16 protein-coding genes are annotated in these 24701 nt (G+C 69.8%); 6 read left to right on the top strand and 10 right to left on the bottom strand.

Annotation, left to right across the window (positions count from 1 at the left end):
- Nucleotides 1-40: 40 nt before the first annotated feature.
- Nucleotides 41-1543: a CoA-acylating methylmalonate-semialdehyde dehydrogenase gene (locus tag OB895_RS14160; protein WP_079113610.1), complete on the bottom strand. Its 1503-nt coding sequence runs from the start codon at nt 1541-1543 to the stop codon at nt 41-43.
- A 170-nt stretch (nt 1544-1713) separates the two neighbouring features.
- Between OB895_RS14160 and OB895_RS14155 the strand changes: the two genes are divergently transcribed.
- Together OB895_RS14155 and OB895_RS14150 are read left to right on the top strand one after the other, a co-directional pair.
- Nucleotides 1714-3774, top strand: a complete 2061-nt coding sequence (locus OB895_RS14155) for a beta-galactosidase (protein ID WP_311877965.1) — start codon at nt 1714-1716, stop codon at nt 3772-3774.
- Nucleotides 3774-4739, top strand: coding sequence for an aldo/keto reductase (locus tag OB895_RS14150; protein WP_311877964.1), 966 nt, complete (start codon nt 3774-3776; stop codon nt 4737-4739). The genes OB895_RS14155 and OB895_RS14150 overlap by 1 nt, the downstream gene beginning before the upstream one ends.
- A 59-nt stretch (nt 4740-4798) precedes the next feature.
- Here the strand turns inward: OB895_RS14150 and pulA are convergent, their stop codons facing one another.
- Entirely contained in the window at nt 4799-10831 is a 6033-nt protein-coding gene (gene pulA / locus OB895_RS14145) for a pullulanase-type alpha-1,6-glucosidase (RefSeq protein WP_311877963.1), read from the bottom strand.
- A 486-nt stretch (nt 10832-11317) separates the two neighbouring features.
- Entirely contained in the window at nt 11318-12502 is a 1185-nt protein-coding gene (locus OB895_RS14140; protein WP_311877962.1) for a thiolase family protein, read from the bottom strand.
- 200 nt (nt 12503-12702) lie between these two features.
- Here OB895_RS14140 and OB895_RS14135 point away from each other — a divergent pair, with 200 nt between their 5' ends.
- Nucleotides 12703-13290 carry an antibiotic biosynthesis monooxygenase gene (locus tag OB895_RS14135; protein ID WP_311877961.1) on the top strand — a complete coding sequence of 196 codons (588 nt, stop codon included), beginning with the start codon at nt 12703-12705 and terminating at the stop codon, nt 13288-13290.
- 129 nt (nt 13291-13419) lie between these two features.
- On the opposite strand, the gene OB895_RS14130 is transcribed toward OB895_RS14135, so the two are convergent.
- Nucleotides 13420-14319 (bottom strand): LysR family transcriptional regulator, encoded by a 900-nt coding sequence (locus OB895_RS14130; RefSeq protein WP_311877960.1) that lies wholly within the window; start codon nt 14317-14319, stop codon nt 13420-13422.
- 94 nt (nt 14320-14413) lie between these two features.
- On the opposite strand from OB895_RS14130, the gene OB895_RS14125 reads away from it, so the two are divergent.
- Nucleotides 14414-15079 (top strand): type 1 glutamine amidotransferase domain-containing protein, encoded by a 666-nt coding sequence (locus OB895_RS14125; protein WP_311877959.1) that lies wholly within the window; start codon nt 14414-14416, stop codon nt 15077-15079.
- Nucleotides 15080-15191: 112 nt separating this feature from the next.
- On the opposite strand, the gene OB895_RS14120 is transcribed toward OB895_RS14125, so the two are convergent.
- The 5 genes from OB895_RS14120 to OB895_RS14100 form a co-directional block, all read right to left on the bottom strand.
- Nucleotides 15192-16151: an aldose 1-epimerase family protein gene (locus tag OB895_RS14120; protein WP_311877958.1), complete on the bottom strand. Its 960-nt coding sequence runs from the start codon at nt 16149-16151 to the stop codon at nt 15192-15194.
- Complete coding sequence (gene araA / locus OB895_RS14115; RefSeq protein WP_042541418.1) at nt 16151-17674, bottom strand: L-arabinose isomerase; 1524 nt, start codon at nt 17672-17674, stop codon at nt 16151-16153. The genes OB895_RS14120 and araA overlap by 1 nt, the downstream gene beginning before the upstream one ends.
- A gap of 89 nt (nt 17675-17763) precedes the next feature.
- Nucleotides 17764-19395 carry a xylulokinase gene (locus OB895_RS14110; RefSeq protein WP_311877957.1) on the bottom strand — a complete coding sequence of 544 codons (1632 nt, stop codon included), beginning with the start codon at nt 19393-19395 and terminating at the stop codon, nt 17764-17766.
- On the bottom strand, nt 19392-20111 hold the full coding sequence (locus tag OB895_RS14105; RefSeq protein ID WP_311877956.1) for an L-ribulose-5-phosphate 4-epimerase: 720 nt from the start codon (nt 20109-20111) through the stop codon (nt 19392-19394). Before OB895_RS14105 ends, OB895_RS14110 begins: the two co-directional genes overlap by 4 nt.
- A 105-nt stretch (nt 20112-20216) precedes the next feature.
- Nucleotides 20217-21230, bottom strand: coding sequence for a LacI family DNA-binding transcriptional regulator (locus OB895_RS14100; RefSeq protein ID WP_042541415.1), 1014 nt, complete (start codon nt 21228-21230; stop codon nt 20217-20219).
- 57 nt (nt 21231-21287) lie between these two features.
- On the opposite strand from OB895_RS14100, the gene OB895_RS14095 reads away from it, so the two are divergent.
- Nucleotides 21288-22133, top strand: coding sequence for an NAD-dependent epimerase/dehydratase family protein (locus OB895_RS14095; RefSeq protein WP_042541414.1), 846 nt, complete (start codon nt 21288-21290; stop codon nt 22131-22133).
- A 37-nt stretch (nt 22134-22170) separates the two neighbouring features.
- On the opposite strand, the gene OB895_RS14090 is transcribed toward OB895_RS14095, so the two are convergent.
- Nucleotides 22171-23193 carry a LacI family DNA-binding transcriptional regulator gene (locus tag OB895_RS14090; RefSeq protein ID WP_311877955.1) on the bottom strand — a complete coding sequence of 341 codons (1023 nt, stop codon included), beginning with the start codon at nt 23191-23193 and terminating at the stop codon, nt 22171-22173.
- 190 nt (nt 23194-23383) lie between these two features.
- Here OB895_RS14090 and OB895_RS14085 point away from each other — a divergent pair, with 190 nt between their 5' ends.
- Nucleotides 23384-24679, top strand: a complete 1296-nt coding sequence (locus tag OB895_RS14085) for an ABC transporter substrate-binding protein (RefSeq protein ID WP_311877954.1) — start codon at nt 23384-23386, stop codon at nt 24677-24679.
- Nucleotides 24680-24701: the final 22 nt, after the last annotated feature.

The raw sequence follows: 24701 nt of genomic DNA, 5'->3' as shown, positions 1-24701 counted from the left end.
TCGGTCGGCTTCGCCGGCCTCGCTCAACGAACAAGAATCGTCAGTGCATGGTGGGGATCACGAAGCTCGCGCCGTCGCGGATCCCCGCAGACGGCCAGCGGCTCGTGACGGTCTTGGTCTTCGTGTAGAAGCGGAAGGCGTCAGCGCCGTGCTGGTTGAGGTCGCCGAATCCGCTGCGCTTCCAGCCGCCGAACGTGTAATAGGCGATCGGCACGGGGATCGGCACATTCACACCGACCATGCCGACCTCGACGCGGGCGGCGAAGTCGCGGGCGGCGTCGCCGTCGCGGGTGAAGATCGCGACACCGTTGCCGTATTCGTGCTCGGATGCCATGCGCAGCGCCTCCTCGTAGTCGGCGGCCCTGGCGATCACGAGCACCGGGCCGAAGATCTCCTCGCGGTAGATGGCCATGTCGGTGGTGACGTGGTCGAACAGCGTCGGGCCGAGATAGAAGCCCTGCTCGTGCCCCGGCACGGAGAACCCGCGCCCGTCGGCGAGAAGCGTCGCGCCCTCGTCGACGCCCTGCTGGATATAGCCCTCGACCCGCTCGACGGCAGCGCGCGTGACCAGCGGCCCGTAGTCGACGTCGGCTGCGAGCGACGGTCCGATGCGCAGCTGCGCCACACGCTCGGTGAGCTTGGCGGCGAGAGCGTCTGCGGTCTCCTGCCCCACCGGCACCGCGACCGAGATCGCCATGCAGCGCTCGCCCGCCGAGCCGTAGCCCGAGCCGATCAGCGCGTCGACGGCCTGGTCGAGATCGGCGTCGGGCATCACGATCATGTGGTTCTTGGCACCGCCGAAGCACTGCGCGCGCTTGCCGTGCGCGGCGGCCGTCGAGTAGATGTACTCGGCGATCGGCGTCGAGCCGACGAAGCCGACGGCTCGGATGCGGTCGTCGGTCAGCAGGGCATCGACGGCCTCCTTGTCTCCGTGCACGACGTTGAGCACGCCGGCGGGGAGTCCTGCCTCGAGGAACAGCTCGGCGATGCGCACCGGCACCGAGGGATCCCGCTCGCTGGGCTTGAGCACCACGGCGTTGCCGGCGGCCAGCGCGGGCCCCGCCTTCCACAGCGGGATCATGGCGGGGAAGTTGAACGGGGTGATCGCCGCGACGACGCCGAGGGGCTGCCGCATCGAGTAGACGTCGATTCCCGCACCGGCGCCGGTCGAGTATTCGCCCTTGAGCAGGTGCGGAGCCCCCGCGGAGAACTCGATGACCTCGAGGCCCCGCTGGATGTCGCCCTTCGCGTCGTCGACGGTCTTGCCGTGCTCGCTCGCGAGCAGCTCGGCGAGCGACTGCATCTCGCGCTGCACCAGATCGAGGAAGCGCAGCAGCACGCGAGCGCGCTTCTGGGGGTTCGTCGCGGCCCACTCGACCTGCGCGGCCTCGGCGTTCGCGATCACGTCGGCGACCTCGCCGGCGGAGGCCAGCGGCACGCGCGCCTGGACGGATCCGGTGCTCGGATCGAACACGTCGGCGAAGCGGCCGCCTTCTGGGGTGAGGTGCTTTCCGCCTACGAAGTGGGGAATGGTACGAGTCATTGTGCGATGTCCCTTCGCGCCGTCGTTGGCACTATGACGATGGTACTTCGGTATCCGTCGATTTACTAGGGCGTCCTTGTATCACGAGACCCCAAGGCATGCTCTTTCTAGGAAAGCGCTTCCCGAGTAGGGTCGTCAGGACCGGTCATCGACCTCGACCCTGGAGACCCATGCACTACGGCGCCGACTACAACCCCGAGCAGTGGCCACGAGAGGTGTGGCCCGAAGACGTGCGGCTCATGCGCGAAGCGGGCGTGACGATGGTGAGCCTCGGCATCTTCTCGTGGTCGCGCATCCAGCCCGCCGAGGGTGAGTTCGACTGGGAGTGGCTCGACGAGATCATCGGGCTGCTGCACGAGGGCGGCATCCGGGTCGACCTCGCCACCGCCACCGCATCCCCTCCCCCGTGGGCCACGACCGCCTACCCCGAGATGCTGCCCCAGGATGCCGACGGCTCGACCTTCTGGCCGGGCAGCCGACAGGCCTTCGCCCCCTCGTCACCGGTGTACCGCCGCCTCGCCGCCGAGCTGGTCACGGCGCTCGCAGAGCGCTATGCGCATCATCCGGCCGTCGTGCTGTGGCACGTCAACAACGAGTACGGCTGCCACCTGCACTACGACTACTCCGACTCGGCGCGCGACGCCTTCCGGCTGTGGCTGCAGCGCAGGTACTCGACGATCGACGCCCTCAACCATGCGTGGGGCACCGACTTCTGGTCGCAGCGCTACACGGCGTTCGAGCAGATCCTGCCGCCGCGCAAGGCGCCGTACAGCATCAATCCGACGAGCGTGCTCGACTTCAAGCGCTTCACCTCCGACACCCTGCTCGAGCTGTACGTCATGGAGCGCGACATCATCCGCGCCTCGGGCGCCACCCAGCCGATCACCACGAACTTCATGGGCGCGTTCCCGCCGGCCGACTACTGGAAGTGGGCCGCCGAGGTCGACGTGATCAGCGACGACAACTACCCCGACCCCAACGACCCCGAGTCGTTCCGCGGGGCGGCGTTCGCGCGCGAGCTGATGCGGGGCCTGAAGCCCGGCGTGCCGTGGATCCTCACCGAGCAGTCGACGAACGCCCTGAACTGGCGACCGACGAACGCCCCGAAGGCACCCGGCCAGATGGCGGCGATCAGTGCCCAGGCGGTCGGGCGCGGCGCCGACGGCATCATGTTCTTCCAGTGGCGGCAGTCGCGCCGGGGCAGCGAGAAGTTCCACTCGGCGATGGTGCCGCAGGCGGGGCTCGACACCCGCACCTGGCGAGAGGTCACAGAGCTCGGTGGTCAGCTCGCCCAGCTGCCCGACCTTCCGGACGTCTCGTCGGGGGCGAGGATCGCGCTCGTCTTCGACTGGGAGAACTGGTGGGCCATCGACGGCCGCGACCACCCGATCGCGCTCGACTACCTCACGCTCGCGCACCGCTGGCATGCGGCACTGCACAGACAGAACCTCGCGGTCGACATCGTGAACACCACGAGCGACCTCAGCGCGTACTCGCTCGTCGTCGCACCGCAGCAGTACCTGCTCGGCGACGAGGGCGCGGCCAATCTGTCCGCCTATGTCGAGCAGGGTGGGAACCTCTTCATCTCGGCGTTCAGCGACGTGGTCGACCAGGACGACGCGTTCCGCGAGGGCGGGTTCATCGTCTCGCTGCGGGATGTTCTCGGAGTCGCGCTCGAGGACTTCGGTGCGCTCGTGCCGCCCGAGTCCGTGCGCTCGGCGGATTCGGCCGGAGAGGTCGCGAGCCACGCTGTGCCCGACGGGCCCGGCCAGTCGGAGGCACCGCTCGACGGACCAGCGGGCGGGATCGTCGGGCAGTACTTCGCGGAAGAGCTGATCGTGCAGGATGCCGAGGTGCTCGGCCGCTTCACCGACGGTCGCACCGCGGGGCGCGCGGCCTTCACTCGCAAGCGGGCAGGTGCCGGGAACGGCTTCTACCTCGCGACGATCCCCGACGACGCGGGCATGACCGCGGTGCTGGGCTGGCTGGCCTCCGAGGCCGGGGTCGCCGCCGAGATCCCCGGGCTCCCCGAGCACGTCGAGATCGCGCGCCGCGGCAGTATCCTCACCGTCATCAACCACAGCGCCGAGCCGATCGCCGTCGACGTGATCGGCGCCGATGTGCTCACGGGCTCGACCGTTGCACGCCGCGAGCTCGGCGCGTTCGGATGGGCGTTCATCGACACGAGCGACTCGCCACCACCGCACCACTCGCAGAAGGAGAACAGCTGATGCAGTACACCCGTCTCGGACGAGCCGGCGCTCGAGTGAGCCGCCTGGCCCTCGGCACCATGAACTTCGGTCCCGTGATCGACGAAGAGGCCTCGCGCGCCATCCTGGATCGCGCGGTCGAGGCCGGCATCGACTTCATCGACACCGCCGACGTCTACGGCGGAGGCCGGTGGGGCGACCACCCCGGGCAGTCGGAGGAGATCCTCGGACGCTGGATGAAGGACCGCGGCACCCGCGACGACCTGATCGTCGCCACCAAGGTGTTCGGTGTGATGGGCCCGCGATCGAACGATCGGGGTCTGTCGGCTGTGCACATCCGCGCCTCGGTCGACGCATCGCTGCGGCGACTCGGCACCGACCGCATCGACCTGTACCAGATGCACCACATCGACCGCGAGGTGCCGCTCGACGAGACGCTCAGCGCCTTCGCGACGCTGCGCGAGCAGGGCAAGATCACCTATCTCGGCAGCTCGAACTTCGCCGGCTGGCACCTCGCGCGCGTGCACGAGATCGCGTCGGCCGCGGGCTATCCGGCGCCGGTCACCGAGCAGTCGCTGTACAACCTCACCGAGCGCACCGTCGAGCTCGAGGTGGTGCCCGCCGCGGAGCAGTACGGCATGGGGCTGCTGCCCTGGTCGCCGCTGGCCAGCGGACAGCTCGGCGGGGTGCTCCAGAAGACCGATCGCTCCCGGTCGAGTCTCGACGCGCTCGGCGACCGTCGTTCTGCGATCGAGCGCTACGAGGCGTTCTGTGCCGAGCTCGGCATCCGCCCCGGTGTCGTCGCGATCGCCTGGCTGCTGCACCAGCCGGCGGTGACGGCTCCCGTGATCGGCCCGCGGACGATCGACCAGCTCGACTCGGCCGTCGAGGCGCTCGACGTGACGCTGGATGCCGAGACGCTCGCCGAGCTCGACCGCATCTGGCCGGGTCCCGGCGGTACCGCTCCCGAGACCTACGCCTGGTAGCGAGCCCGCACGAAGACCGGATGCCGGGGACATGCGCCCCGGCATCCGGTCTCCTCGTTCTAGTAGACGATCACGGGCAGACTGCGCGAGCCGCGCGAGTCCTGCCACGGTTCCGTGCCGTCGAATCGCACCGTGAGCAGGTGGATCCCCCGACCGAGCTTCGGCACCGAGACCGTGGCCCTGCCCTTGTCGGCCGGCGTCAGCTCGATGGTGGCGACGACCTTGCCGCGGTCGTGCACCGTCACAGTTCCCACCGGGGCGCTGCCGTCGTCTGCGGTGACGGTCACCTTCACGGTCGCGCTCCTGCCCGCCTTCACGAGAGTGTCCGACGTGGCACGCACGCGGGTGTCGATCGGCTGCACCTGGTCGTCGACGAGCACGGCGACCGAGCGGGCGGGGATCGTCACGGTGCCGGTCGCGGCGTCCCAGGTGGTGGTCTTGACCACGGCATCCGCTCCGTTCGCCTGAGCCGGCGTCAGTGCGAACGAGCGCCCGGCCAAGCCGGTCACCGTCTGCGTGACCGGCGAGGGCGAGGAGTTGAACGCGACGAGTGCTCCGTCGAGCTCTGCGTCGGCATCGGGACCCGCCAGATCGTCGATCTGCATGAGGATCACGCCGGGCGCTGCGCCCGCTCCGCCGTTCGGGAACGTGACCTTCTGCTGGATCAGCTCGGCCGAGCCGAGACGCAGCAGGTCGACCTCGTCGCGTATGCGCAGCAGGTCGAGAGCGGATGCCTCGGCTGCCGCCATGTCGGCGGGGGCGGGCGTGAGCGCGGGGTCGGCGAGCAGCGGCGCCATGATCGGCCACTTCTCCTCATTGTCGGCGGCTGTCGGGAGCCCGGAGCCGAAGGTCGACTCCTGACCCGTCCAATCGATGCGGTTGAACCAGTCGCCCGAGTTGTAGCTGTTGCGGTCGAGGGACTTCGACCGCAGCAGCTCGGTGCCCGCGTGCCAGAACGACGGAGACTGCGAGAGCGTCACGGTCGCGAGCTCCAGCGTGTTCATGCGCACGCGGTCGGCCATCGGGGTGTCCACCGGCAGCTTGAGCACCGAGAGGTCGTAGAGCGTCTCGTTGTCGTGCGCGTCGACGTAGTTGATCGTCTCGTCCGGCTGGTCGGCATAGCCCGCCGCCGAGCCGCGGTAGTCGATGGCCTCTCCGGCCGTCACTGCGCCGTCGCTCGTCGTGAACGTGAAGTCGCGCAGATTGCCTGCGAGCCCGAGCTTGACCAGATCGGTCTCGTGCCCGAGGTCGGCGAGCGCCCGCTCGACGGTGCCGTTGATCGGATCGCCGTTCGGATCGGTTCCGAGACCCGTGCCGAACCCCTGGCGGAACGTCGACGAGGCATCGACCGGGCTGCCACCGTGCACGGCATCGCGCAGCCGGTCGTTGAACGTCCCGATGCCCGTGCCTCCGAGCTGGCCCTGTGTGGCCTGCTCGAACAGGGCGTTGTCGGCGACCTCGCCGAAGTTCCAGCCCTCGCCGTACAGGTGGATCGCCGATCCGTCGACGCCGTCCTTCTTGAACGTCAGCGCGTCGAGCGCGTCACGGATGGCCTGCATGTTCGTCGTCGAGTGGTGCCCCATGAGGTCGAACCGGAAGCCGTCGACCTTGTAGTCGCGCGCCCAGGTCACGATCGAGTCGACCATGAGCTTCTCTGCGGCGAGGTGCTCGGTCGCGACGTTCTGGCAGCACGTCGAGGTCTCGACGCCGCCCGCCGCGTTGAGCCGGTGGTAGTAGCCGGGAACCACCTGGTCGAGCACCGACTTCTCGGCCTGACCGGATGCCGCGGTGTGGTTGAACACCTGGTCGAGGACGACCTGGAGGTCCATGTCGTGCAGCGCGCCGACCATCGACCGGAACTCGCTGACCCTCGCCCCGCCGTCGGCATCGACCGCGTACGAGCCCTCGGGCGTCGAGTAGTGGTACGGGTCGTAGCCCCAGTTGAATCCGTCGGCATCGGCGACCGCCTGGATGCACGCCTGCTGCGCCGAATCGGCGGGGCCGAACGAGGCGAGGTCGCAGTCAGGCATCGCCTGCACCGCTCTGTCCTCCTCGATCGACGCGATGTCGAACGACGGCAGCAGGTGCACGGTGTTGATGCCGGCATCCGCGAGCTGCGTGAGCTGATCGGTGCCTGCGCTGTCACGGGTGAAGGCGAGGTAGGTGCCTCGCTCCGCAGCCGGAACCATCTCGTCGCTGATCGAGAAGTCCCTGATGTGCAGCTCGTAGATCGCGCGGTCGACCGCCCGCTCCACGATCGGCGACGGCGTCTTCTGCCACTGCTTCGGCTGCCAGGCCTTGTCGTCGAGATCGATGGCGACCGAACGCTGCGAGTTCCGCGTGAGGGCGATCGAGTATGGATCGGTGACCTGGTTCGTCTCGATGGCCCCGGTGGTCGGAGCGTAGACGACGACCTCCCAGAGGTATTCGTCGCCCTTGAGATCCTTCTTGCCCTTCACCGACCACACACCCGACGCGGCATCCCATGTGGCCTCGTGGCGCACGGGGTCGCCCTCGGCACCCTCGTTCCAGGTGAGCAGCGTCGCGCTCTGCGCGGTCGGCGCCCACAGCCGGAACGTCGGGTTCTTGCCCGAGAACGTCACACCGAGATCGACGTCGTCGAGTGCAGCCGCGTAGACGTCGTCGAGCACACCCGCGATCTGCACGCCGGTGAACGCGGTGAGCGCTCCTGCCTCGTCACGCTGGGCGACCGCGAGCTGCGTGCGCAGCAGCGCCGCGGCATCCGCGTCCGTCACCCGTAGGGCGAGGTAGCCGTCGAGCGCCGGGAATCGGGTGAGCTGTTCATCGGTCAGACCCCCGTCGATCACGTCGAGCGCGATCGGCTCTGCTCCCGCGACCGCGCCGTCGACCACGGCGAGTGACGCGTCTGCCGAGGAATAGAGCTGGAAGGCCGCCCTCTCGACGGACCCGAGCGTGGCCGGCCATGCGATCGTCTCGGCATCGACCCAGTGCGCGCGCTGCTCGCCGACGCCGGGGAGCTGCGGGGTGTCCCCGCCGACCTCGAGCACGTGCGTCGCCAGCGTGTAGCGGAACGACGTCACCGTGCCCTCGGTGGCGCTGAACGAGATGTTCGCGCCGCCGGGCACTCCGTCGGCTCCGTAGTTCTCGGCCCAGCTCAGGCCGTGCGCGACCTTGAGCTCGTAGGCGCCGGTCGGCAGATCCGCGGTCGAGAACTCGTAGACGCCGTCGCGGTCGCCGTCGGCCATCAGGGTGCCGAGGCAGTCGGGCGACCAGTCGGCCGCACACCCGAGCTCGTCCTGCAGAGAGCCGGGCAGCGTCACGATGGGGCCGTCTGCCGTGGACTGCACGATGTTCGTGCGCGGGTCGAAGTAGAAGGTGATCGGCCCGCCCGCATGGGCGAGAGTGACGTTCGCGCCGTCCGGCACACCGTTCGCTCCGTAGTTGATCGCCCAGCTGCCGTTGACCGCGGCCTTGTACTCGTAGTCGCCCGCCGGCAGGTCGAAGGTCCCCTCCCACACGCCGTCGGCACGAAGGGTCAGCTTCGCCTTCTCACACGCCGGATCCCAGTCGCCCGCGCAGCCCATCTCGGAGTTGAGGCTGCCTGGCACCGTCACCATGTCGATCGGCGACTCGGGCTCCTCGCCCACTTCGAGCGTCACCGCGTTGCCGACCGAGGCATAGGTCGAGGCGGCGGCGTGATTGCCGGCGGCGTCGGTCGTCACCGCCCGATACTCGAGGAGCGTGCCGTTCGCGAGATCGCGGATGTCGTGGAAGACACGCGGATCGGTGTCCTCCGCCGAGCCCAGGGCCTGCCACTCGTCAGAGCCGACGACGCGCCAGGCGAAGCTGGTCTGCGCCCACTGGTCGGCGATGTCGGCCTGCACGGCGGACTGACCTGAGACACCGGCGCCGGCGGCCGGCGCGGACACCGAGACGGATGCCGCCTCGGTCGGCGCCGTGACGGTGGAGTCGGCCTTCCAGACCACGGCCGACAGGGCCGGCACCGTGATCGAGGCAGCGGCGCCGGCATCCGTGGTGAGGGGTGCGGCGTCACCGTAGAGCACCTCGTAGGAGGCGTCGGCGGTCAGCGTCGCGAGGTCGACCGTCTGCGCGGTCGCGGCGTTGTTCACCGCGACCAGGTACTCGACCTTGTCGTCGGCATCCACCCGCGAGAAGGCGTAGACGCCTGCGCCGGACGCCGCGTAGCGCTCGATCTGCGCGCCCTCGCCGAGAGCCGGGTTCGACTCGCGGAGCTCTGACAGCGCGGCGATGTGCTCGTAGAGCGCGGCATCCGTCGCGTAGCGGTCGACGGAGCCCGCCTGCTCGCCGGTGATGAGGTTCTGGTCCGCGTACTCGGCCACCTGGGTGGCGAACAGCGACTGCCTGGCGTTCTTGTCGCCGCCGGCGCCCGTGAAGCCCTGCTCGTCGCCGTAGTAGACGACGGGCTGGCCGCGGGTGAGGAACATGAGCTCGTGCGCCAGCTCGTCGCGCTGCAGCGGAGCATCCGTCGACTGCAGGAAGGATCCGACCCGCCCCATGTCGTGGTTGCCGAGGAACGTGGGCAGGGCGGTCGACGACGAATCGGGTGTCGTGTAGCGGTCGTCGCCCGCGAAGAGGGACTGCAGGCCCTTGGCCGAGTTGCCGGACGCATAGCTGACGGCGGAGGACTGGAAGGTGAAGTCGAGGATCGAGTTCATGTCGGTGTCGCGCACGTAGGGTGCGAGCTTCACCGGATCGGCGTCGTAGACCTCGCCGAACATGAAGAAGTCGTCGTTGCCCTGCTCATGCGCGTAGTCCAGGACGTCAGCTGTCCACTTCTCCCAGAACTCGAAGTTCACGTGCTTGACGGTGTCGATGCGGAAGCCGTCGATGCCCAGGTCGATCCACTTGTCGTACACCTCGACGAAGCCGTTGACGACGGTCGGGTGCTCGGTCATCAGGTCGTCGAGTCCGTCGAAGTCGCCGTAGGTGACCGACTCGCCCGACCAGGTCGAGTTGCCGCGGTTGTGATAGAGCGAGGGGTCGTTCAGCCAGGCGGGGACCTTGACGTCGGTCTCGCTGTCGGCGACCACCGGCGTATAGGGGAAGCTCGTCGCCGGGTCGAGCTCGGGGAAGCCACCGGTGCCCGCGTGGTCGGCCGGGTCGAACGCGGTGCCCGCGGCATCCGTGTAGGGACGCGTCGCCTGGTCGATGTAGGAGTACTGGCCCTCGGCGTAGTCGATCACGTCGGCGGTGTGGTTGGTGATGATGTCGAAGTACACCTTGATGCCGCGGGCGTGCGCGTCGGCGATCAGCGCCTGCAGCTCTTCGTTCGTGCCGAGGTGGGGGTCGATGCGCGTGAAGTCGGTGATCCAATAGCCGTGGTACCCGGCCGAGGCGTTCGCGCCCTCGCCCTGTACCGGCTTGTTGGCGAAGCTGGGCGTCAGCCAGATCGCCGAGGTGCCGAGTCCTTCGATGTAGTCGAGGTTGTCGCGGATGCCGGCGATGTCGCCGCCCTGGTAGAAGCCCTTGTCGGTGGGGTCGAACCCGGTGGTGAGCCGATCGCCCTCGAGGCCGCCGGCGTCGTTGGAGGTGTCGCCGTTCGCGAAGCGATCCGTCATCACGAAGTAGAACTGCTCGCCGGCTCCTGCCTGACGTGCCGGGCTCTCGACCAGCGCGTCGTCGTCTGCCGTGTAGCCGCCGCGCACCTCGGTCGCCTCGAGACCCACCCGCTTGAGGGTGTCGTCGAACGTGAAGCGCAGGGTCGTCGGGCCCGCGACCGTGAGGGGGATGTCGTCGGCGCCGCCGTCGAGGCCGTACGCCTCGTCCCAGCCGTCGTTAACCGCGACCTTGTACTGCCAGGTGCCCGCCGGCACCTCGAACTCGGCGGAGTAGACGCCCTCGGCGCCCGTGGGCTCGAGCTCGGTCTCGGCGCAGTCGGGCGCCCAGTCGGCAGCGCAGCCGAGTTCGGACTGCAGCGATCCCACGAGGGCCACGGTTCGATCGGCGGCGGAAGCGGGCGGTGGGCCCAGGGTGCCGGCGGCGCCGAACCCCGAGACGACGAGCGCGGCGGCGGCGAGAAGGGCGAGCGGACGTGAGGCGGTCGTCTTCGACCGAGCCGGCTTGAACAAGTGATGCTCCCTGGATGGCGGGCGGACACGACGACGTGTCCGAAGGCTTGCGAGTGAAGCTAGCAGGGCGTCGCTCCGGACTGCAAGCGCTTGCAGGAGTGCTGTGGCGAAAAGTCAGGGGTGCGCGGGGCGGTGCTGGTCGAAAGTCGCAAACGCTTCCAGAGTGGCGGATCTCGGATGATGAGGATTTCTCGCCGCGTTCACCGTCCGGACACCTTCGCCGACTACAACTGCACATGCGCGGACACAGACTCAGACCGGATCGGGTAGTCACGTCATCCGCGCCTACGGTGAGCGTCTGCTCCCGAAGAGACCCCCGTCGAATCGGGTCGGCGGGGGTCTTCTCTGTCTTGTCCGTCTGCGTGCGGGCGCTCCGCACGTTCGCGTGCCCTCCGCGCGTCCGAATTCACCGGATCTGGACTCGGCTGGCGCGCATCGACTCGGCACGGGTATGCCGGATGCCGGGGAGAGTCCCGGATGCCGGGGCTAGAGGCGCTCGATGATCGTGGCGTTCGCCATGCCGCCGCCCTCGCACATGGTCTGCAGGCCGAATCGTCCGCCGACCGCGTCGAGCTGGTCGATGAGGGTTCCGAGCAGGCGGGTGCCCGACGAGCCGAGAGCGTGCCCGAGGGCGATCGCTCCTCCGCGTGGGTTGAGTCTCGCGGCGTCCGCCCCGAGCTCGGCGGCCCAGGCGAGCGGCACCGACGCGAACGCCTCGTTGACCTCGTAGGCGTCGAGGTCGTCGATCGTGAGTCCGGTGCGCTCGAGGATGCGCCGCGTGGCGGGGATCGGCCCGGTGAGCATCATCAGCGGGTCGTCTCCGACCACCGTGAACGCGTGGAACCTCGCACGCGGCGTGAGCCCCAGCGCGTCGGCGCGCTCTGCGCTCATCAACAGTGCGGCGGATGCCCCGTCGGTGAGCGGTGACGAGTTGCCGGGCGTGATCCTCCAACCGACCTCGGGGAACCGCGCGGCGAGCGCGTCGGTGCGGAACGCCGGGTTCAGCCCCGCGAGCCCTTCGGCCGTCGTGCCGGCGCGCACGGTCTCGTCGACCGCGGCATCCGGCGCCTCGGTGACCGGGATGATCGTGCGGTCGAAGAAGCCGCTCCCCCAGGCATCCGCCGCGCGGCGATGCGACTCTGCCGCATAGTCATCGAGTGCAGCACGATCGAGGCCCCAGCGCTGGGCGATGAGCTCGGCCGAGACGCCCTGGTTCACGAGGCCTTCGGGGTAGCGCTCACGCAGGCGGGGCGACATCGGGCTTCCGCCGGCTGCGGACGAGCCGAGCGGCACGCGGCTCATCGACTCGACACCTCCGACGATGACCGCGTCGTAAGCCCCGGCCATGATCCCCTGCGCGGCGAAGTGCACCGCCTGCTGACTCGACCCGCACTGACGGTCGATCGTCGTGGCGGGGATCGTCTCGTCGAAGCCCGCGGCGAGCACGGCCTGACGGGCGATGTTCGACGACTGATCGCCCACCTGGCTCACGCAGCCGAGCAGCACGTCGTCGATCTGCCGCGATTCCAGACCGTTGCGTTCGAGGATCGCGCCCAACGCGCCCGCCGCCAGATCGACGGGATGCACACCCGACAGGGCGCCGCCCGGCTTGCCCCGCCCGACGGGGGTGCGGACGACATCGACCAGGACGGCTTCGCTGCGCGTGCTCATGCCTCCTATTCTCACCCTGTCGCGGGGCCGAGTCGCCGGACGGCGGCATCGGATGGGTGAGATGACGTCTTCGCGCGCCGCGAAAACGGACGGCGGCCCCCGGCATCCGAAATACAATCGTTGGTGCGCCCGCACCCTGGCGCATCCCCCACCGTCGAGGCGCCCGTGATCCGGGCGACCGCACTCTCCGAGGACCCACCATGTCCAGCGAACCCATCACCGTCTCCATCCGCCGCGAGCTCGACCCGGAGCATGTCGCCGAGGCCACTGCCTGGGTGCAGACCGGCGTGAACCTCGCGCACCGGTACCCCGGCTTCCTCGGATCCGGATGGGTGCGCGACGGCGAGGACTCGCACGTCTGGCACATGCTCTACCGCTTCTCCGACGAGAAGTCGCTCCTCGCCTGGGAGCAGTCCGGCGAGCGCGAGTGGTGGAAGTCGACCGGCGAGCAGTTCGTGCGCAGCGAGCGCGTGCGCCGCCGCAGCGGCATCGAGGGATGGTTCGACGAGCCGACCACCGACACCATCACCCTCCCTCGGGCCGACGGCTCGACGACCACGGTCGCGATGGTCAGCACTCCCCCGCGCTGGAAGCAGGCCGTGTCGATCTGGCTCGGGTTCTTCCCGCTCAACCTCGTCTTCACCTATGCGATGAGCCCGATCCCCGGCTGGAACGAGCTGCCGATCTGGTTGCGGGTGCTCGCGACGACGGTCGTGCTGACCCCGATCATGACCTACTGGGTGCTGCCCTGGGTCACGCGCACGCTGCGCCGCTGGCTCAACCGCTGAGGCGGCCGGCTCGGCGGCGGTCCCGGCGGGCTGCGGGGTCGAAAAAGCACCGGAAACCGCCGTTTCGGATGCGCTTTCGACCACGCACGCCGTCGCGCGAGCTGAGGGCGGCAGGCTGAGGGCGGCAGGTCAGAGGTCGGCGACGGCGGCGCGCAGCGCCTGCTCGACCACCGCGACCCCCTCGGCCAGCGGCCCCGGTCGTCGCACGAGGTGCAGGGTGTTGATCGGCGGGTCGTCGGTCGGACGCAGGTCGACGAGCCTCCCGTCGGCGAGCTCGTCGGCGATCAGGTAGGTCGGCAGCACGGTGACGCCCGCTCCGGCGACGGCGGCGGCGGCGAGCGCACGCAGATCCGGGAAGACCAGAGCGGGTTCGCGGTCGAGACGGATGCCGAAGACATGCCGCCAGTACCGGCGCAGGATCGGCACGTCGCGGTCGTAGGCCAGCAGGGGCGCGTCGGTGAGGGCGTCCCGCGTGAGGACGGGGGAATGCGCGATGCCGAGCGCCGGTGCCGCGACGAGTGCGAACTCCTCGTCGAAGAACGGCACGGACGGCAGCCCCCGCCCGCGCGGACGCACCGCCGAGATCACGAGGTCGAGGCTGCCGACCCTGAGCTGCTCGAGCAGATCGTCGGCCAGGCCGGTGGTCACCGCGAGCCGCATCCCGTCTGCGACAGCGGGGGCGAGAGCGGGTGCGGCGACGCTGGCCAGGAACTCGGCGGCGCCGCCCAGTCGCACGATCGGCGGTTCGGCGGCGGGGCGGGTGCCGAGAGCATCCGCCAGCGCGTCGAGTGGACCGGAGAGCCGGGCTGCGAGCTCGTCGGCGCGCGGCGTCGGGCGGATGCCGCGGGCATGACGCACGAACAGCGGCTCACCGACGCTCACGTCCAGCGCTTGAAGCTGCGTCGTCACGGATGACTGCGCGAGGCCGAGTGTGCGCGCCGCCGCTGACACCGACCCCGACCGGTGCGCGGCGAGGAAGGTGCGCCACAGCCCGAGGTCCTGCAGTCCATCGGAATTCCGATTGCTCATATCGGCAATCTATCGGAATCGCCTCTCGATCCCCGCGGTTGTGCCGGATATCGCATCCGCACGGCATCCGTCGTCCGACCCCTTGGGAGCATCCATGTCATCCGTCCTCTTCGTCGTCACCGGCGCCCGCACCTGGACCCTGTCCGACGGCACCGAGCACCCCACCGGCTACTGGGCCGAAGAACTGCTCGCCCCGTATCGACTGCTCACCGCAGCAGGTCATGACGTCGTCTTCGCGACTCCCGGCGGTGTCGAGCCGGTGGCCGACTCGTCGAGCCTCGGCGAAGGCGATGCCGCGGCCCTCGCGCAGATCCCGGGGCTCACCACTCCCCTGGTGCTCGCCGACGTCGACGCCGCCGACTACGCGGCCGTCTACTATCCGGGCGGCCACGGCCCGATGCAGGACCTCGCAGTGGATGCCGACTCGGCGGCGCTCATCTCGGCGACCGTCGCCGCCGGCCGCCCGCTGGCCGCCGTATGCCACGGTCTCGCGGCTCTGCTGCCCGCGCGCGATTCCGCCGGCGAGCCCCTGGTCGCCGGGCGCCGAATCACCGGCTTCTCCGATGAGGAGGAGCGCATCGGCGGACTCGCCGATCGCGCACCGTTCCTTCTCGAGACCTCGCTGCGCGGTCTCGGCGCCGACGTCGAGGTCACCGATCCCTGGAGCGATCACACGATCGTCGACGGCCAGCTCATCACCGGACAGAACCCGCAGTCATCGGCATCCGCCGCCCAGGCCCTGATCGCGGCTCTCGCCTGACGCGTCACCGTCCGCGCGCGCGTGGGTGGTCAGAAACGCACCTGAGACGGCTCGTCCGGATGCTCTTTTGACCACTCACGCCGCGGGAGCCCGCCGGCGGCCGCCGAGCGACTCAGACGGCGGAGATCCGCCAGGATGCGGCGTGCGTCGCGCGGGGTTCGAGCACGACGAGGTCGGTTGCCGAGTTGAAGGCATCGGGCGGGCAGGTCATCGGCTCGACCGCGAGACCGATGCGGTGGATCGCATCGATCCCCGGGTTGTCGGCCGTGTGCACCTGCACCCACGGGCAGCGCTCGTCGAACGTCATCGCGACGCCGGTTCCGGCATCCGTCACGAGCCGCACCTCGGCGACTCCGCCGTCACGGGCGAGACCGGTGAAGGCGTGGTCGATGAAGACGTCGCCGATGCGGCGCGCTGCGCGGAAGTCCCATTCCGGATGCTCCGCCACGGCCTCGAGAGCAACCGGGTTCAACCGGTCGGGCGTGACGGTGAGCACCTCGGATGCCGGCAGCGTGAGCGTCCAGTCGTCCACCCGGCCCTCGGGGCCGGCGACGAGATAGGGATGCGGTCCGGTGCCCCAGGGCGCAGCATCCGCCCCGAGGTTGCGCGCGGTCACCGTCTGACGCAGCCCGTCGATGTCGATGCGGTATTCGGTCTCGACCTCGACGCGGAACGGGTATCCCATCTGCGGCTCGATCACGGCCGCAAGCACGACGCGGTCGTCGAGCACGAGGCGATCCTCGAACTCCGCCCACGCGAGGAGGCCGTGCAGCGCCTGGCCGCGGGCGGGTTCGGTGAGAGCCAGCTGCTGCTCGGCGCCGCCGAACGTGTAACGGCCGTCGACGATGCGGTTGGGCCACGGCGCGAGGGTGGTGCCGCGGTATCCGGGCCGCACCTCGTCGGCGTCGAACGGCACGACCAGATCGCGTCCCTCGAACGTGAGCACACGCAGCGATGCGCCGACGCTCGCGATCACGGCCTCGTAGCCGTGACCTGCGATGCGCAGCTGCCGTCCTGAGCGCGGTCGCGCTGCGGTCGCCACATCGACGGCGGCGGAGGAGACGTCGGTCATCACAGCCCCTGAGCCAGTCGGTAGTACGCCTGGTTCCAGCGCACCTGCTTCTGGAACTCGGGCAGGGTGGTCGCATCGTCGATCACGAGCAGCTCGACCTCGGCCATCTCGGCGAAGTCGCGGAAGGCCTCGAGCCCGACGGCCGTCGACATGACGGTGTGGTGCGCGGCACCGGCGGTCAGCCACGCGGCGGCGCTCGTGGTGAAGTCGGGCTGCGGCTTCCAGACAGCGCGGCCCACCGGGAGCTTCGGCAGCGACTGGCGCGGCGGCACGTTCTCGACGACGTTCGCGGTGAGGCGGAACCGGTCGCGCATGTCGCTGAGCGCGACGACGATCGCGGGGCCGGGGTCGGCGGTGAAGACCAGGCGCACCGGGTCGTCCTTGCCGCCGATGCCGAGCGGGTGGATCTCGAGCGTCGGCTTCGCGGTGGTGAGCGACGGCGAGACCTCCAGCATGTGCGCGCCGAGGATCAGCTCGTCGCCGGGGGTCATGTCGTAGGTGTAGTCCTCCATGAGGCTCGCCCCACCGGGCAGCCCCGCACCCATCACATTCGCGACGCGCACGAGGATCGCGGTCTTCCAGTCGCCCTCGGCACCGAAGCCGTATCCCTCGGCCATCAGGCGCTGCACCGCGAGACCGGGCAGCTGCGTCAGCGCGCCGAGGTCTTCGAACGACGTGGTGAAGGCGCCGAAGCCCCCCTCTTCGAGGAACGTCCGCAGACCGATCTCGATCGCGGCTCCGTCACGCAGAGACTGGTGGCGGTCACCACCGCGGCGCAGCTCCGGCACGACCTCGTACAGCTCCTCGTACTCGGCCACGAGGGCGTCGATCTCGGAGTCGGATGCCGCGGCGACGGCATCCGCCAGATCGTTCACGCCCCAGGTGTTGACCTGCACGCCGAAGCGCAGCTCTGCCTCGGTCTTGTCACCCTCGGTGACGGCGACGTAACGCATGTTGTCGCCGAAGCGGGCGAGCTTGAGCGAGCGGGAGGCCGCGAGGCCGGCGGCCGCACGCTGCCACGTCGCGATCTCCTGACGCACCCGCGGGTCGCTCGCGTGACCGACGACGGTCTTGCGCGGCACGCCGAGGCGCGTCTGGATGTAGCCGAACTCGCGGTCGCCGTGCGCGGCCTGATTCAGGTTCATGAAGTCGAAGTCGATGTCCGCCCAGGGCAGCTCGACGTTCGCCTGCGTGTGCAGGTGCGCGAGCGGCTTCTGCAGCGCGTCGAGACCGGCGATCCACATCTTGGCGGGGCTGAACGTGTGCATCCACGCGATCAGGCCGATGACCCGGTCGTCGGCGTTCGCCTCGAGCGCGGTGCGCTTGATGGCGGCGGCATCCGTCAGCACCGGCTTCCAGACGATCTTCACGGGAACCTCGCCCGCCTCGTCGAGGATGCGGGCGATCTGCTGCGACTGGTCGGCGACCTGGGCGAGCGTCTCGGGGCCGTAGAGGTGCTGGCTGCCGGTGAGGAACCAGACCTCGTAGCCGTCGAGCGAGGTGGTGAGCGGGGTGCGGGTCATGAGAGGCCTTTCATATTCGGTCGTTGAGCGAGGAGCGAAGCACCGAGACGAAACGCGAAGAAGTGTGCGCTTCGCCTCGCTCCTCGCGCTCAGCGACCGGGACGGAGAGCGGTGGTTGCGGCGGCCTCGATGGCGAGGCCGGCACGGTAGCGATCGAGGTAGGCGGCGAAGCCGGCGACGTCGGCAGGGTCGGGGTCGGCGACCGAGAGGGATGCCGTCGCGAACACGTCGCGGTCGAGGTACTCGCCCAGCGAGGCGGACTCGGCGTGCGCGAGGTACGACGCGAGCACGGCGATGCCCCACGCGCCGCCCTCGGAGGCGAGCTCCCCGACAGCGACCGGAGCACCCAGCGCTCCGGCGAGGAAGCGCTGCGCGACCCCGGCCGTGCGGAACATGCCCCCGTGCGCGAACATGCGGTCGAGTTCGACGCCCTCGGCGGTGAGCACCTGCATCCCCAGCGCGAGCGTTCCGAAGACGCCGTAGAGCTGCGAGCGCATGAAGTTGCCGAGCGTGAAGGCGCTGCCGGGCGTGCGCACGAACAGCGGACGCCCCTCGGTGAGACCCGCGATCGGCTCGCCGGCGAGGTGGTTGTACGCCAGCAGCCCACCGGCATCCGCCTCACCGTCGAGAGCCTCGCGGAACAGCGCGTCGAAGACGGCGTCGTCGCTCAGCGGCTGACCCGCTGCCGCGGAGAAGCGGGTGAAGAGACCGGCCCAGGCGGCGAGTTCGCTGGCACCGTTGTTGCAGTGCACCATGGCGACGGCGTCGCCGGCCGGCGTGGTCACGAGGTCGAGCTCGTGGTGCACCTCGGTGAGCGGTCGCTCGAGCACGACCATGGCGAAGATGCTCGTCCCCGCCGAGACGTTGCCCGTGCGAGGAGACACCGAGTTGGTCGCCACCATGCCGGTGCCGGCGTCGCCCTCGGGCGGGCAGAGCGGGATGCCGGGCTTCAGCGCACCGCTGGGGTCGAGCAGCGCTGCGCCCTCGGCGGTGAGGGAGCCTGCGGCCGCTCCGGCCGGGAGCACTGTCGGGAAGAGGTCTCGTGCGGTCGCCGGAAGGCGGTCGGCGGCGCGGGCGTCGTATGCCTGCAGCATCCGCTCGTCGTAGTCGCCGGCGCTCGAGTCGATCGGGAACATGCCGGAGGCGTCGCCGACGCCCAGCACTCGTTCGCCCGTGAGCCGTTCGTGCACGTACCCGGCGAGGGTCGTGACGAAGTCGAGCTGCGGCACATGCGCCTCGCCGTCGAGCACCGCCTGGTGCAGGTGCGCGATCGACCAGCGCAGCGGGATGTTGACGCCGAGCAGGTCGGTCAGCTCGGCCGCCGCGGCACCCGTGTTGGTGTTGCGCCAGGTGCGGAACGGCACGAGCAGCTCGCCCTGCGCGTCGAACGCGAGGTAGCCGTGCATCATCGCCGAGATGCCGATCGCGCCGAAGGTCTCGGGACGCACGCCGTGGCGGCTCTCCGCGTCGGCGACGAGAGCGGCGTAAGCCGCCTGGAGTCCGGCCCAGACCTCGTCGATCGCGTACGTCCAGAGGCCGTCTTCGAGCCGGTTCTCCCATGCGAACGAGCCGGTGGCGAGCACCTCCGTGGCATCCGATCCGATCAGGCACGCCTTGATGCGCGTGGAGCCGAGCTCGATGCCGAGGCTCGTGCGGGCGGCGAGGATGTCGTCGCGGGCTGCGGTGCGGGTCGTGTCGGGCGTAGTGGTCGTGTCGCTCATCGTCGGGCGTCCGAGTTCTGTCCGTAGACGTTCTGGTAGCGGTGGAAGAGGCTGTCGATCGCCTCCTGCGGAATCGGGATGAGGGGGCCCGCCTCACGGGCGTAGTGCACGGTGCGGGCGACGTCCTCGACCATGACGGCGGCCTTCACGGCATCCTTCGCGTCGACCCCGATCGTGAAGGGGCCGTGGTTCTGCATGAGCACCGCGCGGCTGCGGTGGCCGCTGAGGGTCTGCACGATTCCGTGACCGATCGAGTCGTCGCCGATGATCGCGAACGGGCCCACCGGGATCGGACCGCCGAACTCGTCTGCCATGGCGGTGATCACGCACGGGATCTCCTCGCCGCGGGCCGCCCAGGCGACGGCGAACGTCGAGTGGGTGTGCACGACGCCCCCGACGGTGGGCATGTGGCGGTAGACGTAGGCGTGGGCCGCGGTGTCGCTCGAGGGCGCGCGTTCACTCCCGGCGGTTCCGGCGATCACGGCACCGTCGAGGTCGCACAGGATCATGTTCTCGGGGGCGAGGTCGTCGTAGCTCACGCCCGACGGCTTGATGACGAACAGGTCGGCGCCGGGCACGCGGCCGGAGACGTTGCCGCCGGTCCAGACGACGAGGCCGTTGCGGACCAGTTCGGCGTGCAGGCGGGCGACATCTTCGCGGACGGCCTGGATCGATGCGTCGATCTCGGCGGAGAAGACGGGGGCTTCGTTGCTCACGGGTACCTCAGGGTCGGCGGTGGTCACTGTGACCGGTCACAGAAGTGTGTCACGGGGGTCTGCCGACCGTCAAGACGCGGATGCTCGCCGCGGCAGTGCGGAGGCTCAGCGGGGCGGGGCGACCGAATCACGGGTCACGAGCACGGGAGCCACGGGCGGGAGATCGGATGCCGGCGCTCCGTCGCTGTCCGCCAGCACCGCCGCCACCGCTCGGCGCGCCAGCTCGGAGAAGTCCTGTCGCACGGTCGTCAGCTTGGGCCAGTAGTAGGCGGCATCCGGGGTGTCGTCGAAGCCCACCACGCTGATGTCGCCCGGCACCGAGAGCCCGACCTCATGCAGCCCGCCGAGCAGCCCGAGCGCCATCTGGTCGTTGGCCGCGAACACAGCCGTCACGCCCGACTTCCGCACGGCGTCGACGGCCGCGTAGCCCGAGCCTGCTGTCCAATCACCCTCGAACACGGGGCCGGCGGCGAGCCCACGCGCGGCGAGCTCGTCTGCGAATCCCTGCGTGCGGGACTCTGCTTCGAGCCAGTCGGCGGGTCCGGCCAGGTGCGCGATGCGCGTGTGCCCCGCGTCGGCGAGCGCCGCGACGGCGAGCCTGGCTCCCGCGGCCTGGTCGACCGAGAGGCCGCGGGCTCCTCGGTCGGCCGCGTGCAGCGTGACGACCGGCACGCCGATGCGCAGCTCGTCGAGCGCATCGAGGGTGTGGGCGTGCGGGGCGACGACGACGATGCCTTCGACGCCCTGCATCACGAGGTGGTCGACCGCGGCGATGACCGCGTCGGCGTCTCCGGCATCCGCGAAGGCCGCACTCAGCCAGTAGCCGACCTCGCGGGCTGCGGCCTCGAGCGCGGCGATGCTGCGCGAGGGCCCATAGTGCAGGGCGTCGGTGGCCAGCACACCGAGCGTGCGGGAGCGCCGCGTGCCCAGTGCCCTGGCGGCGTTGTTCATGCGGTAGCCGAGCTCGGTCATCGCGGCGAGCACCCGTTCGCGGGTCTCGGCGGCGACCTCGGGGTGGTCGTTCAGCACCCGTGACACCGTCTGCCGAGAGACCCCGGCGAGCACGGCGACGTCACGCACGCCGACAGTGCGACGGGGCTCGCTGCTCGTGTCACTCACGCCGACGAGTGTATGCCGAGCGGCCCCGGCGCCTCTTCTTCGTGCCACTCTGGTGACATGCGCATCGCACTCACGGGATCATCGGGCAAGCTCGGCAGCGTCGTCGCGCGGGAACTCCGCGCCCACGGATACGAGGTCATCGGAATGGACGTCGCCGGGGTCCGCGGCCCGGACTTCGTGCAGGTCGACCTCACGGATTACGGCCAGGTCGTGGACGCTTTCACGGCCGTCGGCGATCGACACGAGGGCATCGATGCCGTCGTGCATCTCGGCGCGATCCCCGCCCCCGGCATCCGCAGCGACGTCGCCACGTTCCACAACAACATGCCCGCCACGTTCAACGTGTTCTGGGCGGCGGTGCGCCTCGGCATCCGGCGCGTCGTCTACGCGTCGAGCGAGACCGTGCTCGGCCTGCCGTTCGACGTGCCTCCGCCCTACGTGCCCGTCGACGAGGACTACCCCGCCCGCCCCGAATCGGTGTACTCGCTGGTCAAGACGCTCGAGGAGCAGCTGGCGAGGGAGCTCGTGCGCTGGCATCCCGACCTCTCGATCACGGCGCTGCGGTTCTCGAACGTGATGAACCCGGAGGACTACGCCGAGTTCCCCGACTTCGACTCCGACGCGTCGCGCCGCAAGTGGAACCTCTGGGGCTACATCGACGCCCGTGACGGCGCTCAGGCCGTGGAGCGCGCGCTCGAGGTCGCGGCCCCCGGGTTCGACAACTTCATCATCGCGGCCGCCGACACGGTCATGTCGCGTCCGAATACCGAGCTGCTCGCCGAGGTCTTCCCCGACGTCCCTGTCGCGCGCGAGTTCGGCCCGAACGAGACGCTGCTGTCGATCGACAAGGCCCGCCGCATCCTGGGCTTCGACCCGCAGCACTCCTGGCGCGACCACGTCTGACCGGAGACGCGACCGACGGTCGGCAGGAGAGGGCGGCTCAGCGCCGGGCGATGGTCGATCCTCTGATCACCAGGCGCACCGGCAGATGGTGCGACCCCTCCCCGATGTCGATCCCGTCGATCGCGTCGAACACCCGAAGCGCCGCCTGACGCCCCAGCTGCTGCAGGTTGGCGTCGATGCTGGTGAGCTCGGGCCGCGCGTTCGTCGCGAGCACTTCCCAGTTGTCATAGCCGATCACCGCGAGGTCGTCGGGAACGGTGCGTCCGAGATCCCGCGCCGAGTCGAGCACGCCGCGAGCGATCTGGTCAGAGCCGCAGAACACGGCGTCGATGTCGGGATGCCGGTGCAGCAGCATCGCCGCGGCGTCCCGCCCCCAGTGCTCCGTCCACTCCGAGAACATCGGCTCGCCGACGAGCTCGAGGCCGGCTTCGGCGAGGGCGGCCCTGGCCCCGGCGAGGCGGTCTTGAGCTGCGGCATACGTCGGGTCGCCCGAGATATGTGCGATGCGCCGACGCCCGCACGCCAGCAGATGCTCGATCGCCAGTCGTCCGCCCGCGTAGTTGTCCGGAGTCAGTGACAGGTCGCGAGGGTCGTCGGACGGCGCGTACGCGTAGACGACCGGCACGGGGATCTCCTGCCCGAGCGAGGGTCGAGCATCCGTCTGTCGGCCGACGACGATGATGCCGTCGACCCGGCGGCTCAGGAGCTCGCGGAGATGATGCTGCTCACGGATCGCGTCACCCCGCGCATCGCACAGGAAGACGTTGATGCGGCCGGCGCCGAAGGCGTCCTCGGCGCCCATCAGGATCGGGATCATGAAGCGACCCTCGAGGTCGCTGGTGAGCAGGCCGACGGTGCCGGTGCGACCGGCGAGCAGACCCCGAGCCATGGCGTTGGGCGTGAAGGACAGCTCTGCGGCGATCGCCCGCACCTTGGCGCGCGTCGCGGCCGAGACATCGCCTCGATCGTTCAGAGCCTTCGACGCCGTCGAGATCGACACTCCGGCGCGCGCGGCGACATCACCGAGGGTCACCGCCCGTGCTGCATTCGTGTCGCTCATCACTCCCCCTGTTGCTGAAAGGTTATCGGAACAAGGGTTGACGCCCCCGCTGAAACCACGCTATACCTTTCGAAAGGGTTTTCGTAGATTTCGGAGAACCTGATCTCCACCTCATCTCCACACCCGGCGCTGCACTGTCGAAGCGCCACACCGCACCCGCTCGAGGACGAGCCCAGAGGAGCCCCCGCCCATGAACACCACCCGTACACACGCCGCACGCCGGGCAGCAGCCGTCGTCATCGCGGCCGGCCTGCTCGTCGGCGGCCTCGCCGCCTGTGCACCCGCCGCTGACGAGGCGTCGAACGAACCCATCCCTGCCGAAGGCACCGATGACGGCACGACACTCACGCTGTGGACCCGCGCTCCCATCGAGCGCCAGGCCAAGCTGCTGGTCGACGCCTACAACGCCAGCCACGAGAACCAGGTCGAGCTCACGGTCGTCCCCAACGACGACTACGTCGCGAAGGTCGGCGCCGCCGCCGGTTCCAGCGGTCTGCCCGATCTGTTCGCCGCCGACATCGTCTACGTGCCCAACTGGGCGCAGCAGGGCCTGTTCCAGGACATGTCCGAGCAGATCGATGCGCTCGACTTCAAGGACGAGATCAACCCCGGTCACCTCTCGGCGGGCACGGTCGACGGCGCCGAGTACGTGCTGCCCTTCGCGCTCGACCTCTCGATGCTGTTCTGGAACAAGGAGCTGTTCGCCGAGGCAGGCCTCGACCCCGAGAAGGCACCCGCCACACTCGAAGAGTTCGCCGAGGCGGCCATGGCCGTGCAGGCGCTGAACAAGCCCGACACCTACGGCACGGCGACCGGCCTCAACTGCGGCGGCTGCCTGGTCTTCACCTGGTTCCCCTCGATCTGGGCGTCCGGCGACGAGGTCATGAACGAGGACGGCACCGAATCCCTGCTCGACGGCGACTCGGCGCAGGCCGTCTATGACACGTGGACCGAACTGCAGGATGCCGGCGCGATCCTCCCCTCCTCCACCGATGAGGCCGGCCCCACCTGGACCGCCGCGTTCAGCGAGGGCAAGGTCGGCGTGATGCCGTTCCCTGCGACGCTGCTCCCCTCCCTCGAGTTCGACGCGGGTGTCGCCGGCATCCCCGGTGTCGACGGCGGCGCCTCGACGTTCGTCGGCGGCGACGGCATCAGCATCTCGAAGGACTCGAAGAAGGCCGCGCAGGCCTGGAACTTCCTCAACTGGATGATGTCGGAGGAGGCGCAGGTCGAGGTCCTCGCGAAGGACGGCAACGCCGTCTCACGGGGTGACCTCGCCGACAACGAGTACGCCGCGGCCGACCCTCGCCTGGTGACGATCAACGAGGTCGCGTCCCAGGGCGACACCCCCGTGGCACTGAACTTCCAGCAGGCGTTCAACGCTCCGGGCAGCCCCTGGCTCACGCTGGTGCGCAACGCCGTGCTGAACGGCGACGACTCGGTGCCGGCCGACAACGAGGAGATCACCGCGATCCTGTCGCAGTGATTCGCCGCGGGGGCGGCGCTGC

It is taken from the genome of Microbacterium forte, from assembly GCF_031885415.1.
Lineage (GTDB): Bacteria > Actinomycetota > Actinomycetes > Actinomycetales > Microbacteriaceae > Microbacterium > Microbacterium forte.
Note: the sequence above shows the minus strand (reverse complement) of the source record. Positions and strands in the feature narration are given on the sequence as shown.